The organism is Pseudoalteromonas sp. SCSIO 43101, from assembly GCF_023650775.1.
Classification (GTDB): Bacteria; Pseudomonadota; Gammaproteobacteria; order Enterobacterales; family Alteromonadaceae; genus Pseudoalteromonas; species Pseudoalteromonas apostichopi.
The window spans coordinates 955,484-971,304 of record NZ_CP072673.1 but is presented as its reverse complement, the minus strand read 5'-3'; the positions used below and the strand labels follow the sequence as shown (position 1 = coordinate 971,304).

The window sequence follows — 15,821 nt, the reverse complement described above, 5'->3', positions numbered from 1 at the left end:
CGGTTTCCTAGTTTAAGTTACACGCTTCAAGGCCCGATAAGCGCATACGCACTTCAAGCTCAGGTAATTGGCGAGGTTTAACACCTTCAAGGCCTTTCGCAAACGCCTTTATATGAGCCGGTGTGGTGCCGCAACAACCACCTACAATGTTGATAAAGCCAGACTTGCCCCAATCAATAATTTCTGTTGCCATTTCAGGGGCTTCTAAATCATATTCGCCAAACTCGTTCGGTAAACCTGCATTTGGATGCACCGAGGTAAAGGTTTCACAAACACGGGATAACTCTTCAACATACTGGCGCAGTAAGTCAGGGCCAAGGGCGCAGTTAAGACCGATTGATAGCGGCTTAATATGGCGAATTGAGTTATAAAAAGCTTCTGTTGTTTGGCCTGATAAAGTACGGCCTGAGGCATCGGTAATGGTGCCTGAGATCATCACAGGTAAACTACGACCAGCCTGTTCGAATGCTTCTTCCACAGCGAACGAAGCAGCTTTTGCATTAAGCGTATCAAAGATAGTTTCAATCAAAATGAGGTCTGCACCGCCCTCCATAAGTGCAAGTGTTGACTCAACATACGCGGCCACCAGCTTATCAAAGTTGATATTTCGATAACCTGGATCGTTTACATCTGGCGAAATAGAACAGGTTTTTGATGTTGGTCCAAGTACGCCTGCAACATAACGAGGCTTGCTTGGATCTTTTGCTTCAAACTCATCACATACGCTGCGTGCAAGCTTAGCTGACTCTAGGTTGATTTCGCGGCTAAGGCTAGCCATGTCGTAATCTTCCATCGAAATAGTCGTGGCATTAAAAGTATTGGTTTCGATGATATCGGCACCGGCTTCTAAGTAAGCACGGTGAATATCAGCAATGATTTTTGGCTGAGTCAGGCTTAATAAGTCGTTATTGCCTTTAATAAGTACATGCCAGTCTTTAAAGCGCTCACCGCGATAATCCTGTTCTTCTAATTTATGTTCTTGGATCATGGTGCCCATCGCGCCATCGAGGATAAAAATTCGCTGTTTTAGCGCCTCGGTTAATTGTTCGCGTTTATTCACTGCATTACTCGGCATAGTTGTTAGTCCTTACATCTTGGCTAACTAAGTTAATATCATACGGTGTAGTTTGGTACACATAATAGTTTAACCAATTCGAAAACAATAAAAAGGCATGGCTTTGCCACGTTTTCGACGGTTCGTTATCTGGGTTATCGTCAGGGAAGTAGTTTTCTGGCTTAGGCGCATCAGCTGATTTTTCTTGGTCACGCAAATACTCCCCTTTTAGGGTATGGGCATCGTACTCTGGATGGCCCGTAATATATACTTGGCTACCTGATTTATTTTTAATTAAATAGGCACCTACTCGCTCAGAGCCTGCTAACACAACCAGCTCATCGCAGGCATTGATCTTCTCGATATCAATATGACCATAGCGAGAATGTGGCACTAAAAAGGTGTCATCAAAGCCTCGGGTAAGTGCCGCATGATCAAAATAACTTTTATGGGTAAATACGCCACTGAGTTTATTTGGTTTCAGATCACGCTTCAGACCATAGTGATGATAAAGCCCAGCATGTGCCGCCCAACACGAAAACAACGTAGACGTAACATGCTGCTCTGCCCAATCTAAAATAACTTTTAGTTCATCCCAGTAAGCAACTTCGTCATACTCTAAATGAGCAAGCGGCGCGCCTGTTATGATCATGGCATCGTAGTTATTATCTTTCACTTCTGAAAAATAACGATAGAAAGTATCCATGTGCTGCTCAGAGTTACTACTCGTGCGATGAGTATCCAACCTCAACAACTCAACATTAACTTGTAACGGTGAGTTAGCTAATAATCGAATAAATTGCACTTCGGTTTCAACTTTGTTTGGCATTAAGTTTAAGATAGCCAAACGCATTGGACGAATCTCTTGCGTTTTAGCACGACTTTTTGGCATTACAAACACGTTCTCTTGACGTAATTTTGCAATGGCTGGCAATTCATCTTTTACTGTAATGGGCATAGCTGGCTCCGAGCACACTTATCTGACTGCTAATTATGAACGGATAGTTAGAAATTTCAACCTCTAGATGTTTAGATGTCCAAATGAAGTGATATTTCTGAGTGGTCATTAATTAAAATATATGACTTTTTGAGTAAATAACACCTTGATATTAAGCCTATCATAAACGCTGAATTCTGTATTTTGAGGTAGTTTGGGTATACAATACTTGCTGTTAATTTTTCTTATAAATTGAAGGCTTCTTTCATGGTGTTACCAGATAAGTTTATATTCTCGATGAGTCGAGTTTCTAAGGTTGTGCCACCTAAGCGCACTATCCTAAAAGATATTTCTTTACACTTTTTCCCAGGCGCAAAAATTGGTGTGCTAGGTCTAAACGGTGCAGGTAAATCAACATTACTTCGCATTATGGCTGGTGTTGACCAAGACTTTGAAGGTGAAGCACGCCCTCAACCAGGCACTAAAATCGGTTACTTACCGCAAGAGCCTGTTTTAGACGAAAGCAAAACTGTTCGCGAAACAGTAGAAGAAGCAGTAAGCGAAGTTAAAAATGCACTGAATCGCTTAGATGAAGTATACAACGAGTATGCAATGGACGGTGCTGACTTCGATGCACTTGCCAAAGAACAAGGTGAACTTGAAGCTATCATCCAAGCACACGATGGTCACAATATCGACAACGTGTTAGAACGTGCAGCTGATGCATTACGTTTACCACCTTGGGATGCAAAAATTGAACACCTTTCGGGTGGTGAGCGACGCCGTGTTGCGATCTGTCGTTTACTACTTGAAAAACCAGATATGCTAATTCTTGATGAACCAACCAACCACTTAGATGCTGAGTCTGTTGCTTGGTTAGAGCGCTTCTTACACGACTACGAAGGTACCGTGGTAGCTGTAACCCACGACCGTTACTTCTTAGATAACGTAGCAGGTTGGATTTTAGAGCTTGACCGTGGTGAAGGTATTCCTTGGGAAGGTAATTACTCATCATGGCTTGAACAAAAAGATTTACGTTTACAACAAGAGCAGAAATCTGAAAAAGCACGTCAAAAATCAATCGCGCAAGAACTTGAATGGGTTCGTTCAAACCCTAAAGGCCGTCAAGCTAAGTCTAAAGCACGTATGGCACAGTTTTCTGAGCTACAGCAAAACGATTACCAAAAGCGTAACGAAACGAATGAACTATTCATTCCACCGGGTCCACGCTTAGGTGACCAAGTTATCGAAGTCAAAGGCCTAAAGAAGAGCTTTGGCGACCGTGTATTAATCGATGACTTAAACTTTGCAATGCCGAAAGGCGCTATCGTAGGTATTATCGGTGCTAATGGTGCGGGTAAATCAACCCTGTTCAAAATGCTAAGTGGTGAAGAAACGCCAGATAGCGGTGAGATCCTTGTTGGTGATACTGTTGAGCTTGCAACCGTTGATCAGTTCCGTGGTGACATGGACGAAAGCAACACCGTTTTCCAAGAAATCTCAAACGGCCAAGACGTATTAAAAATTGGTAACTTTGAATTCCCAAGCCGTGCCTATGTTGGCCGCTTTAACTTCAAAGGTAACGACCAACAAAAATTCGTTAAAGACTTATCAGGTGGTGAGCGCAACCGTTTACATCTAGCTAAGTTATTAAAAGCAGGTGGTAACGTGTTACTACTGGATGAGCCTACCAATGACCTAGACGTTGAAACATTACGTGCACTTGAGAACGCTATTTTAGAGTTCCCAGGCTGTGTAATGTGTATCTCGCATGACCGTTGGTTCCTTGACCGTATTGCTACACATATTCTTGATTACCGTGACGAAGGCCAAATTAACTTCTTCGATGGTAACTACACAGAATACGAAGAGTGGCTGAAGAAAACCTTAGGCGCAGAAGCGGCACAACCTAAGCGTATTAAATACAAAAAAATTGGCTAATTAGCTGATACTCAAAAAGCCCCGATTTAGGGGCTTTTTTGTTGCTATAATCATTTCTCTCACTAATTTCATAATGATCTATACTCATTAAGTTAATATAGGTGGAGATAAAGTTATGAATGAACGCAGAGAGTTTTCGCGGGTATTATTTTCTTGCCCTGCGATCCTTCGCATCGAAGATAACGACTACCACTGTCAGTTACTTGATCTATCTTTGCAAGGTGCGCTTATTACTAAAAGTGATTCATTTTTAGTGCCTATTCATAGTAAGGCAGACTTAATCTTTACCCTGCCAGAGTCAAATATCGAGATAAAAATGCAAGTGGAGCTGTGCCATATTGAGCATCAACATGCAGGCCTTCGCTGTGAACATATAGATATTGATAGTATTACTCACTTAAAACGACTGATTGAGCTAAACTTGGGTGATGAAGCATTATTACATCGCGAGTTAGGCCATTTAATTCACGCACCAGAGTAAACATTTGCCAGTAGATTCGTTATGCTGTAGCAAATTCAGCTATCCAATGAGCTATGCAGTTAAATCCCCACTTACCCTTGGTGTATCACCCAAATTACTCGTTTAGTTTCGATCCTAACCATCGCTTTGTGATGAGTAAGTTTGCTTATTTATATGAGCATGTACAAAGCCTTGGATTAATAAATGACAACCTAACACAGCCGGTGCTTGGCACCCCAGAGCCCCTTGAATTAGTGCACTGTGAAAATTACATCAACGACCTTTGGCATAATAGATTAGATGAAAAGGCGATGCGCCGCATTGGCTTACCTTGGTCAAAAGAGCTGATGGCACGTACTTTTACCGCCCCACTTGGCACCCTACAAGCAGCACGCTTAGCACTTAAACATGGCATCGCTTGTCACTTAGCCGGTGGCACTCACCATGCTCATACTGACTTTGGCTCAGGCTATTGCATGGTAAACGACTTAGCTTTCACCAGCGAAACCCTGATAAAAAGTGGCGAAGTGACCAATATACTTATTTTTGATTTAGATGTTCATCAAGGTGATGGTACCGCAGCAATGCTGGAACATCAGCCCTACGCCTATACCTGCTCTATTCACTGTGAAAAGAATTTTCCGTTTCGAAAATCATCCAGCGACTTAGACATAGGTTTAGCACCGAATGTCGCTGACAGTGAATACCTAGGCGTTGTTGACGATACTCTGAGTTATTTATTAAACACCCTAAACCCAGATTTAGTACTTTATGATGCAGGTGTTGATGTATGGCAGCAAGATGGTTTAGGTAAACTTGATATAAGCTGGCAAGGGATAGAGCAACGCGACCATTTAGTCTTCAAGCGCTGCCTTGAGCGCAATGTACCTGTCGCAACCGTAATTGGTGGGGGTTATGATAAAGATCATCGCCGTTTAGCGGCTCGTCACGGCATTGTAGTTGAACAAGCGGCTCGCTTTTAATAACGACAAAGAAAAAAGGCCCGGTGGAGAAAAAAACCGGGCCTTTGCTACTGTAACATTGGGATATGTTAGCAACTTTTTTCTAAGTTAAAACAAGTAGCTGTGGAGCTACCGAATGGTAATCTAAAGCCATAGCTATGCTCAAAACCGTGATGTTTACAATTGAAAAAGCAAACACTTGGCGCGCCCAGCCGCTTACATCAATATTGCGACGATAGCCACGAAGCGCCATTAGCAACCACCAAAAACTCGTTGTACAAGCTACAGCCATAAAGGCTAAACCTGTATAACCACTAATGGTTAATAACATCACAACCAACGCATACACGGCGATATATAAAACAATGTGATGCTTTGCCTTCTCGATCCCCTGCGCTACAGGTAACACAGGAATTCTGGCCGCTTGGTAGTCGTTATAACGAAAGATTGCAATTGCATATGAATGAGGCATTTGCCATAGACTAAACATAACCAATAAAATCACAGCACCAGCATCAAACTGCCCAGTCACGGCACAATACCCCACTACAGGCGGTACTGCGCCAGATAAACTTCCTACAAAGGTGCCGTACACAGAACGACGTTTCATATATAAGCTGTACACACCTACGTAGATGACGTAACCAAAAGTAGCAAATAAGAGTGCCACTACGTTGGTATACACAGCTAATAAGCCGAAACCAATAACACCAAGCACGATGCCATGTGCCATAGCTGCCTTTGCTGACATTTCGCCAGTTACTGTGACGCGTTTGCGAGTGCGCGCCATAGCAACATCAATATCACGATCAATTACGTTATTGATCGCGCATCCTGATGCCACTACTAAAGATAACCCTAGTAAGGTTGCGATCATTAACCATGGGTCAATATCACCGCGAGAGGCTAGCAAGAATCCCCCCGCGACAGAGATCAAATTGCCCATGATAATGCCAGGTTTAGTGACATTTAAATAACGTCGAAACACTTCCTCGACTCCTCTAATTTTCAGCACAAACGCAATATTACGAAAGAAACTAGTTAGTAACAGACTGTAAGAACTGGAGACACAACCTCAGACTAACCAGCTCCTTTCGTAAATCTTTTTACCAATTACAAAGTAATTGTTATTAGTACATCATCATGGCGTTCGATTCGTAGATGATCCACACCGACAAACCAACCACCATCACGATGATTAAAGCACTAAAGATAAACGACAATGAACTTGCTTTGCCGTCTTCTGTTTTGAAGTTTAGGTGTAAGAAATATTTCAAATGCACCCAAATTTGCACAATCGCCATGCTCACGATGCACCATGCAGTGGTCGTTTTAGAAAACGAGCCACTCATCACAGCCCAAAATGGAATAGCCGTTAAAACCACTGACAATACAAAACCAATTAAATAGTCTTTAACGCTGCCATGTGATTGATCATTATGTGCATGAACTTCTAAGTTATTAATTACATGTGATTCACTGTGACTCATTACATTGCTCCCATTAAATAAACAACGGTAAATACACAGATCCACACCACATCTAAGAAGTGCCAGAATAAGCTTAAACAACTTAGGCGTGTCACTGTTTGTGGGTTTAAACCACGGCGCACAACTTCAATCATCAGGACAGTCATCCAAATAAGACCTGCTGTAACGTGAAGACCGTGTAAGCCCACTAAAGAGAAGAACGATGTTAAAAAGGCACTTTGCTGAGGGCCATTGCCATGCGCAATTAGGTGATGGAATTCATATACTTCCATACCAATAAACACAGCACCAAAGGCAAAGGTAACCAGCAACCAAGTTAAAGTAGCCGCCTTTTTCTGCCCGTGAGCAGAGATCATCGCAAAACCAAAAGTGATACTACTGAGTAGTAGTGCTGCGGTTTCAACCGCAACAAAATCAAGTTCAAAAATGTCTTTACCGGACACACCGCCAGCAGTATTCATGAACAATACTGCATAGGTTGCAAAGAATGATGCAAACAACAGGCAGTCAGTCATTAGGTAAAGCCAGAAACCAAATACGGTGTTACCACCTGTATCGTGGTGCTCATGGTCATGTGCATCGACATGACCGTGTGCGCTGTTTAAGGTGTCGAGTCCTGCAGAAATGGTACTCATGCATTCACCTCCTTCGTAGCGGCAATATTGTGAGACGTTTCTAGTTCAATAATTTCATCTGGTTGCACGTAGTAATCAACATCGCTGGTGTAACAACGTTTGATGAACACCACGATAGCACCCAGTAAACCAAAGGCTGCAAGCCACCAAATGTGCCAGATCATGGCAAAACAGAAGGTTGTTAAAGCTGCGCTCATTAATACACCTGCTGATGTATTTTTTGGCATATGAATTGGGCTATAAGAGGCTTCTTGTTTGTAAGCTAAGCCTTTTTCTTTCATATCTGTCCACGCATCAATGTCATCAATATGTGGGATTTTCGCAAAGTTGTAGTACTGCGGAGGTGAAGCAGATGCCCACTCAAGGGTATGACCATTCCACGGGTCGCCCGTTGTATCATCAAGTTGCTCGCGATTTTTGAAGCTCACTACAAGTTGCACAACTTGGAACAAGATACCGAACATAATGATTACCGCACCGCCAGCTGCAATGTATAACCAAATGTTCCAATCAGGGTTGTTAGTGTGATTTAAGCGACGTGTCATACCTAAGAAACCAAGTACATATAACGGCATGAATGCAACGAAGAAACCTATTAACCAACACCAGAAAGATCTTCTGCCCCAGCTCTCGTCAAGTTTGAAGCCCATTGCTTTAGGGAACCAAAACGCAAAACCAGCTAAATAACCAAATACCGCACCACCAATAATGGTGTTATGGAAGTGAGCAATTAAGAATAAGCTGTTATGTAATACGTAGTCAGCACCAGGAATAGCAAGTAACACACCGGTCATACCACCGATAGTGAAAGTCACCATGAAACCTAAAGTCCAAAGGACAGGCACAGTAATACGTAAACGACCACGGTACATAGTGAATAACCAGTTAAACAACTTAACCCCGGTCGGTACCGCAATAACCATGGTCATAACACCAAAGAAGGCATTAACGTTAGCGCTTGAGCCCATAGTAAAGAAATGATGAAGCCAAACGATAAAACCTAAAATAGAAATCGCACCGCTTGCATAAACCATCGACTTATAACCAAACAGGCGTTTACCAGCAAAAGTTGAGATAACTTCTGAGAAAATACCAAACGCAGGTAAGATCAGAATGTAAACTTCAGGGTGACCCCATGCCCAAAATAAGTTGATGTACATCATCGCGTTACCACCTAATTCATTGGTGAAAAAGTGGAAATCGAGATAACGGTCAAGCGTTAGCATTGCCAGTACCGCAGTTAAAATTGGGAACGATGCGGCAATTAAGATATTCGCCCACGTACATGCCCAAGTAAAAATAGGCATTTTCATTAATGTCATGCCTGGTGCACGCATTTTAAATACAGTCGCTAAGAAGTTTACCGATGTTAATAAGGTACCCAAGCCGGATATCTGCAAGGCCCATATATAATAGTCGACCCCGACACCTGGACTAAATGACAGCTCAGACAGCGGTGGATATGCAACCCAACCTGTTTTCGCAAACTCACCAAAGAATAGTGAGATATTAATCAGGATTGCACCGCCAGCAGTTAACCAAAAGCTAAGGTTATTTAAGAATGGGAATGCAACATCACGGGCACCAATTTGCAAAGGTAAAATGATGTTCATTAAACCAATCATAAACGGCATCGCCATAAAGATGATCATGATCACCCCGTGCGCCGTAAAGATTTGGTCATAGTGCTCTGGTGGTAAGTAACCACTTGCACCGCCGGTAGCCATTGCTAATTGCAGTCGCATCATAATGGCATCCGCGAAACCACGGAAAAGCATGATAAGCGCAAGAATGATGTACATAACACCTAAACGCTTATGGTCAATTGAGGTGATCCAGTCGTGCCAAATCACGCCCCACTTTTTATATTTTGTTACTAAGCCTGCCACTAACAGACCTAAGACAGCAACAACCGTCATGGTAACCATGATAATTGGTTCATGAAACGGGATTGCGTCTAATGTTAATTTACCTAACAACGACATGATTATTCCTCGTCCTCGCTGTGCTTCTTATGAGCTGAGTGCTCTGGCATAGCGTGTTGCATTGCACCGTGAGAGCCATGCGCTTGCATATATTTCATTACGATTGAATGGAACATATCTTTATCTACGCTGGCATAGTATTTAACTGGGTCGTATTCACTTGGTTTTGCTAGTTCAACATAGCTTTGCTTAGTCAGTGCAGAACCGGTATTTTTTACTTTGTTTACCCATTCATCGAAATCAGCTTCAGTGGCTGTTGCAATGGCATCGAACTTCATACCGGTGAAACCTGCACCACTGTAGTTAGCAGAGAAGCCTTTAAAAGTACCCGGTTCATCAGCTATTAAGTGAAGCTTTGTTTCCATACCTGCCATTGAATAAATTTGGCTACCAAGCTGTGGAATGAAAAACGAATTCATGGTGCTTTCTGAGGTGATCTTGTACTGCACAGGCACATTGGCAGGAAAAACAAGCTCATTCACTGTAGCGATGCCTTGCTCTGGATAAATGAATAACCATTTCCAGTTCAAAGAAACAACTTCAACAGTAAGGTGCTCACCTTTACCTTCAAGTGGTTTATATGGGTCAAGTTGTTGCGTTGACTGCCATGTGATCACACCTAAAATCGCAACGATAATGATAGGAATGGTCCAAACTACAGCTTCAATCTTGTTTGAGTGCGCCCATTTTGGAGCGTAAATTTCTTGATCTCGTCCATCACGGTATTTCCATGCAAAATAAATTGTCATGGCAATAACTGGAATTACAACAATCAGCATTAATACCGTAGCTACGATAATTAAATACTTCTCGTCGACACCAATTTGACCTTTTGGATCGAGTACCCCGCCTTTACAGCCAGACAAAGCCAGCACTAAAGACGCTAGAGCAATATTACAAAGGTTTCGAATTGACAAAGGAATATCCTACAACCTAAAAGTTAACACTTGTCGAAATAAGTACACGACGCTTTTCTGCAACAGATGCTACAGATATCCCTCGGCTGAATAACGAGCACGACAAATCGACACGCTAAAAAGTAAGGGAATTTAGGTTGGCTGACTGAAATTTGGGCGTAAAAAACCCACTAGGTGCTTTAGTAAAGACAACTTAGAAAACGACTAAAATGGCTGAACTTAAGCAACAAAGCTTATTTACAGACAACCACTTACACGAGGAGGAGCACGACAGCCATGAGCACTGTGTACTACTAAAGACTTTATCGTTTCACGCGCAGCGAAGGCCGCTTTACGTAAAATGACACCTGCACGACGCGCAGGAAAGAAATGGAAGACCAACCAGCATAAACCAATAAGTAATTGGCAAGACACCACAGGGTAAGCTAAAAAACTCAACACATTAAGTAGTGGGATTTCGTATAAAGCACCTTCACTTAATAAGCTTCTTAGCCCTTGAGCATCTTCTAATGTACCGTTGATTAGCATGGCTGAGTTAATCAGCAACAAGGCTAAAACTGACATTAGTTCTTTACCAGCAAAAAATGCACGCGCAGCCAGTTGCAACCTAGCTAAGCTAGACTGTTTGGCACCTTGTGACTGATTAATTGCTCGCAAAACCCACGCCTTTTTATTGCTTTTACTGCATTTTAGGTAAGTGGCTTACCCTATTTTCAAATGCGGTAATATGATCTTCATCAATAAAGTTTCAGTAATTACTGAAATTTCGGTGTGGAGTATAACAAAGTCAACAGACGGTACAAGTAGAATTTGGCAGCACAAAGTTAAGTATTGTTTAACCACACGCTATCAATGTGTAAAAAACCGATTTAATTAAAGCTAAGTATTTAAAATTAATACTTTATTTTATATAGCTAAAAGCAATGAAGAAAATGAAAATAGCATATTAATAACGTTTTAAAGCATAAATACCGTTTTAAGCATACTAAGTCAGTACTAACTGAAGATTAAATACTGAGCAAGGATTAGCCAAACCCATTAAAATATAATATTCTAACAAAACCAAAAATAAAGAATAAAAGAGATAGTTATGCGTCAATATGCACTCGCTGCTGCCATTTTAGCATTAAGTAACAGCGCACTCGCAAATACGATTGAAGACACCGTAGTGAATGGCTTAAATAAACCCGCGATTTATTACACCGATATCGAGCCACACTTAAAAACCGTAGCAAAGCATCCTAGCGTCAAACTAGAACAAATTGGTACCTCATTTCAAGGACAGGCACTCAATTCTCTTAAAATTGGCACAGGCCCAATCAAAGTGATGATGTGGAGCCAAATGCACGGCGACGAAAACACTGCAACTGCCGCACTTATGGACTTTTTAAGCTTCATAACAGCTGATGAAAACGCACAATGGCTAAAAAGCTGGCGACAGAAAATATCCCTTCTCATAATCCCTATGGTGAACCCTGACGGCGCGGCCGTACAAACCCGTTATAATGCTCAAGGAATTGATTTAAATCGCGATGCTAAAGCTCTTCGCACAAAAGAAGGGCAAATACTAATGGCTGCCGCAAATCAGTTTAAACCTGACTTTGGCTTTAATTTACATGATCAGAACGCATATTACGGAGCAGGAAAAAAAGGTAAACAAGCCACCATTTCAGTGCTAGCGCCAGCCTATAACGAAGCGAGAGAAGTAAATAAAAGTCGCGGCGAGGCTATGCAGTTTATAGCCCACTTAGCTAAAACGGTTGAAACAATAATCCCAGGCCACTTAGGAAAGTACAACGACAGTTACTCATACCGTAGCTTTGGGGATACTTTTTCGGAAAAGGGTATTAGAACAATATTAATTGAATCAGGAGCGTACCCTAATGATCCAAACCGACAAATAGCACGCAAGGTTAACCGTGTTTTATACAAAAAGACGATTGATTCGTTAACTTCGGGGGAGTGGAAAGACGCGAGGATATCGCAATATCACGCTATTCCATTTAACGCTAAAGACAATTGGGTCGACTTACTAATAGACGACATAATCGTAAATAGTGAGCTAGGTGATTACCAGATAGATATTGCAATTAACAATAAAGGACAGTCACCTGTAATTAAAGAGCTAGGTGATATAAGTAGTATCCGCCAAGGTTATACGAGTTTAGATGCAAGCAGCCTAAGCTTTAAGGCAGGTAACAGCTTTGTTTTAAATAAATCGTTAACGCTTACAGAAAGTAGCTATAAAAATATTTTAAAACAAGGCTATAGCTGTTTTTCGGGTGATATGAACAAATTAAAAAACACCTCAAAATGGCCAGTTTACGCGTGCAAAAGTATATTTACATCAATACCATCTCTTCACGCCCCTGCTGCTTTTTTCTTACAAGCCGACGGCATAAATAAGTATGCTATTTTGGGGACTGAGTTAATTAATCTAGAAAGTTAATAACAAAAGACAGTCACCCATAATTAAAAACACGCTTTGAAAGACAGGCACTCTTAAAAGTGCCTACTAAATCTTCAAATACTTTAGATTTTTTAACCTAAAATACTCGTTTTGTAGGCAACCTACCCTATTAGCTTAATCCACTAGTAAAAACCAAGATAAAAGATTTAGCTTTCTGAGAATTGAAAGTACGAGTTAGCTGCAATGTTTTGCAAAAAATAAAAGTTGAGAGAAATTTAAGATTAGCTAGCAAGTAATAACTTACAACTTGTTATATTCCTTCGCCGCTTTCGAGCAGTTTTACTACAGTAGTTTTCAATAGCTTGTATTCGTCCTACAGCACCGTGAAATAAATGTTCAAACTGTGTTGTTAATGTTAGCCAATTTGCTGGCTCGAGATTAAGCCTCTCAAGGATAGGAGGTAAATGATGATCTATATATCCGCGTTTATCCGTGCTAATACAGCGGCCTGTTTGCTCTACAAGTGACAGGTATGACTTTAACTCAAAAGGTATCCCCTTTGATTTATTCTTGTTCATACCACCAACAAAACGAGCTAGTAGCTTAGGTTGTTTTGAATTCTTCGCACTTTGGCTTCGCTTTTTAAAACTTGTATAGTTAGATTGCTCTGGGGTCCTCGCAACCTCTGCACGAACAGGGTTTAAATCAACATAGGCCATGCACGCTAAAAGAGCAGATTCATCAAGTAGTGCTTGGCTCTTGAAGCGCCCTTCCCAAAAATGCCCGGTACATTCGTCTTCTTTATTTGCACGCCTGGCAATATACTCATTAAGCATTCGCATGAACCAACTAATACTAGAAAGGCGCGCTCTGTATTCTACAACCTCTTTATTTAAAAAGGCCTGTTGAACGTCACTCAAGTGCTCACCACGGAGGAAGTTTTGACCTAAAGGCGTCATTTTACTGAGCTTCTTCCAGCGTAGAAGAACGGCCTTGTCGCTTAACCTATTTGCTTTTTTATCATCTACATAAAGCACAATATGAGTATGATTACTCATCACGGCATAAGCACACACATCAATACAAAATACCTTCGCAAGAACAAGCAGACGATCTTCAACCCACCCTCGGCGGTGTTCATATGATTTACCTGTGAGAGTATCTTCTCCGCAAAGGTAGGCGCGTCTAACGCATCGGGATACACAGTGATAGTATTTAGTATTCGACAAACAGATTTGCCGCTTCCTTGCTAAAGCCATCGTCCACTCCTTGAACTGATAATTTAAAATGCATGGGCTGTAACTAAAGTTTAGACAAGATATATTCTGCCGCAAGATTGTGATAAGAAATTACAGTGACTGTCTACATAAAGGTAGGTATTAAAAAAGCGCCTTTGGGCGCTTTTTTCTGATTAGAGAATTTGATTCTCTTTCCAGGCTTGTTCTTTTGCCATGCGCTTTTTACGCTTGTCACATGGGTCGTCACAGTCGCAGGCTTTGTCTATACCAACAGCGCCTAAGCCACCGCAACTACTGGCCATTGATTTCTTTTGCACAATCATGCCGACAGCCATCGCTGCCACAATTAAAATAAGTAGACCAAATGTAAGAAGAAAAAGTGACATTGCTTTGCCCCTATCGTCAGCAATTAAATCGAGCCTAATTTATTAGGCTGCGTGTATTATATACCCAAACCACCTCAAGGTGCGAGTTTCAGTTGGAATTAAAAGCGATTTAGGCAAGGCATTGATTGCAAGCAATAGTGGTTCTATTGTTAAAATCAATAACGCAGTATAAATCGCTTTTAAACCAACCCTTTGGGCGCTTCACAGGCGCTTACTCTCATCGTTGTTACTTCTTAAAAGGGACTGCCATTGTTGCAAAGTAACGCCTTGATATTAAGCACCTGTGAAACGCTGAATTCTGCATATTGAGGTGGCTTGGGTATGCACTGCTTCTTGCCCTGCTACAAATAAGGTTTGAAAGCAGGGCTTGAATAAGTTACTAAGCCATTGTCTGACTTACCAATTAAATAAACTGGAAGATCATGCTGCTCAGCGTATTGCTGCGCACGTTCCATGCCCATCACAGTAAGCGCTGTCGCTAAGCCATCAGCAGTCATCGCTGATGGGTGCAAAACTGTAACAGATACCAAATCATGGCGACTAGGCATACCTGTTTCTGGGTCAATTAGATGACTATACGTAACACCATCCATTTCGTAAAAAATGCGGTAATCACCTGATGTTGCAATACCATTGGTACCAGGCTCAATCACTTTATGCACTTTACGAACGCCAGGCTCAGCATCAGGCTGCTCAATAGCGATTTTCCAAGTGATGTTGTCTGGCTTAATACCCGATACACGCAACTCGCCACCAATTTCTACCATATAATTTTTCAAGCCATGACTTTCTATCACTTGTGCGACTCTATCGATACCATAGCCTTTTGCGGTTGCAGAAAACGAGAGTTCTAAACCATCAATTGTTTTCATTAAACCCGCATCAGTAAGTTTAAGCTTATCAACTCCTATCTTTGCAACCATTGCTGCCAAAGCTTCATCGCTTGGGCGTTTAGTCGGCTTTTTATCTGGGCCAAAGCCCCATAAATCAATAAGTGGTCCCATAGTGACATCTAAGGTTTTCGTTGATTCACCAAGGCGGATTGATTCAGCTACTACGTTTCTGAAATCAGCGCTAATTGGCATCACCTGCCCCGCAGGTAAATTGTTAAACTGATTAATTTCTGAATCTGGAATGTATGTCGACATTGACTGATTTACGTCTTTAAGCACTTGCTTAATTTCAGGATGTAAATCAACACCTGCAACCTTTGAAGACTCTGCAAACACCTTAATGTGATATGTGGTGCCCATTGTCTTACCTTCAAAATAAAGCTCTTCTGCCTTATCTGCTTGGCTGCAGCCAGCCATGAGTAAAGTCATAGTTAATAGAAAAAAGGCCATCAAGCCTTGGCGATAAAACACTCTATTCATAGCATTCACCTTTTAGATACCACAGGGTTAGGT

15 protein-coding genes are annotated in these 15,821 nt (G+C 41.6%); 4 read left to right on the top strand and 11 right to left on the bottom strand.

The window, feature by feature from the left end:
- Positions 1-7: 7 nt before the first annotated feature.
- Entirely contained in the window at positions 8-1,075 is a 1,068-nt protein-coding gene (locus J8Z25_RS04580) for a homocysteine S-methyltransferase family protein (protein ID WP_250661736.1), read from the bottom strand.
- Complete coding sequence (locus J8Z25_RS04575; protein ID WP_130052172.1) at positions 1,065-2,012, bottom strand: homoserine O-succinyltransferase; 948 nt, start codon at positions 2,010-2,012, stop codon at positions 1,065-1,067. The genes J8Z25_RS04580 and J8Z25_RS04575 overlap by 11 nt, the downstream gene beginning before the upstream one ends.
- 246 nt (positions 2,013-2,258) lie before the next feature.
- Between J8Z25_RS04575 and ettA the strand changes: the two genes are divergently transcribed.
- The 3 genes from ettA to J8Z25_RS04560 all read left to right on the top strand — a co-directional run bounded on the left by ettA (position 2,259) and on the right by J8Z25_RS04560 (position 5,375).
- Entirely contained in the window at positions 2,259-3,932 is a 1,674-nt protein-coding gene (ettA, locus tag J8Z25_RS04570) for an energy-dependent translational throttle protein EttA (protein WP_130052173.1), read from the top strand.
- Between the two features lie 115 nt (positions 3,933-4,047).
- Positions 4,048-4,413 (top strand): PilZ domain-containing protein, encoded by a 366-nt coding sequence (locus J8Z25_RS04565; RefSeq protein ID WP_130052174.1) that lies wholly within the window; start codon positions 4,048-4,050, stop codon positions 4,411-4,413.
- 53 nt (positions 4,414-4,466) lie between these two features.
- Positions 4,467-5,375, top strand: coding sequence for a histone deacetylase family protein (locus tag J8Z25_RS04560; RefSeq protein ID WP_250661735.1), 909 nt, complete (start codon positions 4,467-4,469; stop codon positions 5,373-5,375).
- Positions 5,376-5,457: 82 nt separating this feature from the next.
- On the opposite strand, the gene cyoE is transcribed toward J8Z25_RS04560, so the two are convergent.
- The 6 genes from cyoE to J8Z25_RS04530 form a co-directional block, all read right to left on the bottom strand.
- Positions 5,458-6,342 (bottom strand): heme o synthase, encoded by an 885-nt coding sequence (gene cyoE / locus J8Z25_RS04555; protein WP_054554292.1) that lies wholly within the window; start codon positions 6,340-6,342, stop codon positions 5,458-5,460.
- A gap of 142 nt (positions 6,343-6,484) precedes the next feature.
- Entirely contained in the window at positions 6,485-6,844 is a 360-nt protein-coding gene (gene cyoD, locus J8Z25_RS04550; RefSeq protein WP_130052176.1) for a cytochrome o ubiquinol oxidase subunit IV, read from the bottom strand.
- Positions 6,844-7,479, bottom strand: coding sequence for a cytochrome o ubiquinol oxidase subunit III (gene cyoC / locus J8Z25_RS04545; protein ID WP_167657873.1), 636 nt, complete (start codon positions 7,477-7,479; stop codon positions 6,844-6,846). The genes cyoD and cyoC overlap by 1 nt, the downstream gene beginning before the upstream one ends.
- Positions 7,476-9,464, bottom strand: coding sequence for a cytochrome o ubiquinol oxidase subunit I (cyoB, locus tag J8Z25_RS04540; protein WP_250661734.1), 1,989 nt, complete (start codon positions 9,462-9,464; stop codon positions 7,476-7,478). The genes cyoC and cyoB overlap by 4 nt, the downstream gene beginning before the upstream one ends.
- A gap of 2 nt (positions 9,465-9,466) precedes the next feature.
- Positions 9,467-10,381 (bottom strand): ubiquinol oxidase subunit II, encoded by a 915-nt coding sequence (gene cyoA / locus J8Z25_RS04535; RefSeq protein ID WP_130052178.1) that lies wholly within the window; start codon positions 10,379-10,381, stop codon positions 9,467-9,469.
- Positions 10,382-10,618: 237 nt separating this feature from the next.
- Positions 10,619-11,038 (bottom strand): hypothetical protein, encoded by a 420-nt coding sequence (locus J8Z25_RS04530; RefSeq protein WP_130052179.1) that lies wholly within the window; start codon positions 11,036-11,038, stop codon positions 10,619-10,621.
- A 433-nt stretch (positions 11,039-11,471) separates the two neighbouring features.
- Here J8Z25_RS04530 and J8Z25_RS04525 point away from each other — a divergent pair, with 433 nt between their 5' ends.
- Positions 11,472-12,830, top strand: a complete 1,359-nt coding sequence (locus tag J8Z25_RS04525; RefSeq protein WP_250661733.1) for a M14 family zinc carboxypeptidase — start codon at positions 11,472-11,474, stop codon at positions 12,828-12,830.
- A 242-nt stretch (positions 12,831-13,072) separates the two neighbouring features.
- Here J8Z25_RS04525 and J8Z25_RS04520 read toward each other — a convergent pair whose 3' ends face one another.
- From J8Z25_RS04520 to J8Z25_RS04510, 3 genes are all read right to left on the bottom strand, one after another.
- Positions 13,073-14,050 (bottom strand): transposase, encoded by a 978-nt coding sequence (locus J8Z25_RS04520; RefSeq protein ID WP_250661732.1) that lies wholly within the window; start codon positions 14,048-14,050, stop codon positions 13,073-13,075.
- Between the two features lie 152 nt (positions 14,051-14,202).
- Entirely contained in the window at positions 14,203-14,415 is a 213-nt protein-coding gene (nqrM, locus tag J8Z25_RS04515) for a (Na+)-NQR maturation NqrM (RefSeq protein WP_036966498.1), read from the bottom strand.
- Between the two features lie 341 nt (positions 14,416-14,756).
- Positions 14,757-15,788, bottom strand: a complete 1,032-nt coding sequence (locus J8Z25_RS04510; RefSeq protein WP_167659144.1) for an FAD:protein FMN transferase — start codon at positions 15,786-15,788, stop codon at positions 14,757-14,759.
- Positions 15,789-15,821 lie beyond the last annotated feature (33 nt).

Bases quoted from the DNA above. Each gene is read 5' to 3' on its own strand.
- cyoD (WP_130052176.1), bottom strand. From the start codon at position 6,844: ATGAGTCACAGTGAATCACATGTAATTAATAACTTAGAAGTTCATGCA.
- J8Z25_RS04510 (WP_167659144.1), bottom strand. From the start codon at position 15,788: ATGAATAGAGTGTTTTATCGCCAAGGCTTGATGGCCTTTTTTCTATTA.
- J8Z25_RS04525 (WP_250661733.1), top strand. From the start codon at position 11,472: ATGCGTCAATATGCACTCGCTGCTGCCATTTTAGCATTAAGTAACAGC.
- J8Z25_RS04565 (WP_130052174.1), top strand. From the start codon at position 4,048: ATGAATGAACGCAGAGAGTTTTCGCGGGTATTATTTTCTTGCCCTGCG.
- J8Z25_RS04575 (WP_130052172.1), bottom strand. From the start codon at position 2,012: ATGCCCATTACAGTAAAAGATGAATTGCCAGCCATTGCAAAATTACGT.
- J8Z25_RS04580 (WP_250661736.1), bottom strand. From the start codon at position 1,075: ATGCCGAGTAATGCAGTGAATAAACGCGAACAATTAACCGAGGCGCTA.
- cyoB (WP_250661734.1), bottom strand. From the start codon at position 9,464: ATGTCGTTGTTAGGTAAATTAACATTAGACGCAATCCCGTTTCATGAA.
- J8Z25_RS04520 (WP_250661732.1), bottom strand. From the start codon at position 14,050: ATGGCTTTAGCAAGGAAGCGGCAAATCTGTTTGTCGAATACTAAATAC.
- nqrM (WP_036966498.1), bottom strand. From the start codon at position 14,415: ATGTCACTTTTTCTTCTTACATTTGGTCTACTTATTTTAATTGTGGCA.
- cyoC (WP_167657873.1), bottom strand. From the start codon at position 7,479: ATGAGTACCATTTCTGCAGGACTCGACACCTTAAACAGCGCACACGGT.
- ettA (WP_130052173.1), top strand. From the start codon at position 2,259: ATGGTGTTACCAGATAAGTTTATATTCTCGATGAGTCGAGTTTCTAAG.
- J8Z25_RS04560 (WP_250661735.1), top strand. From the start codon at position 4,467: ATGCAGTTAAATCCCCACTTACCCTTGGTGTATCACCCAAATTACTCG.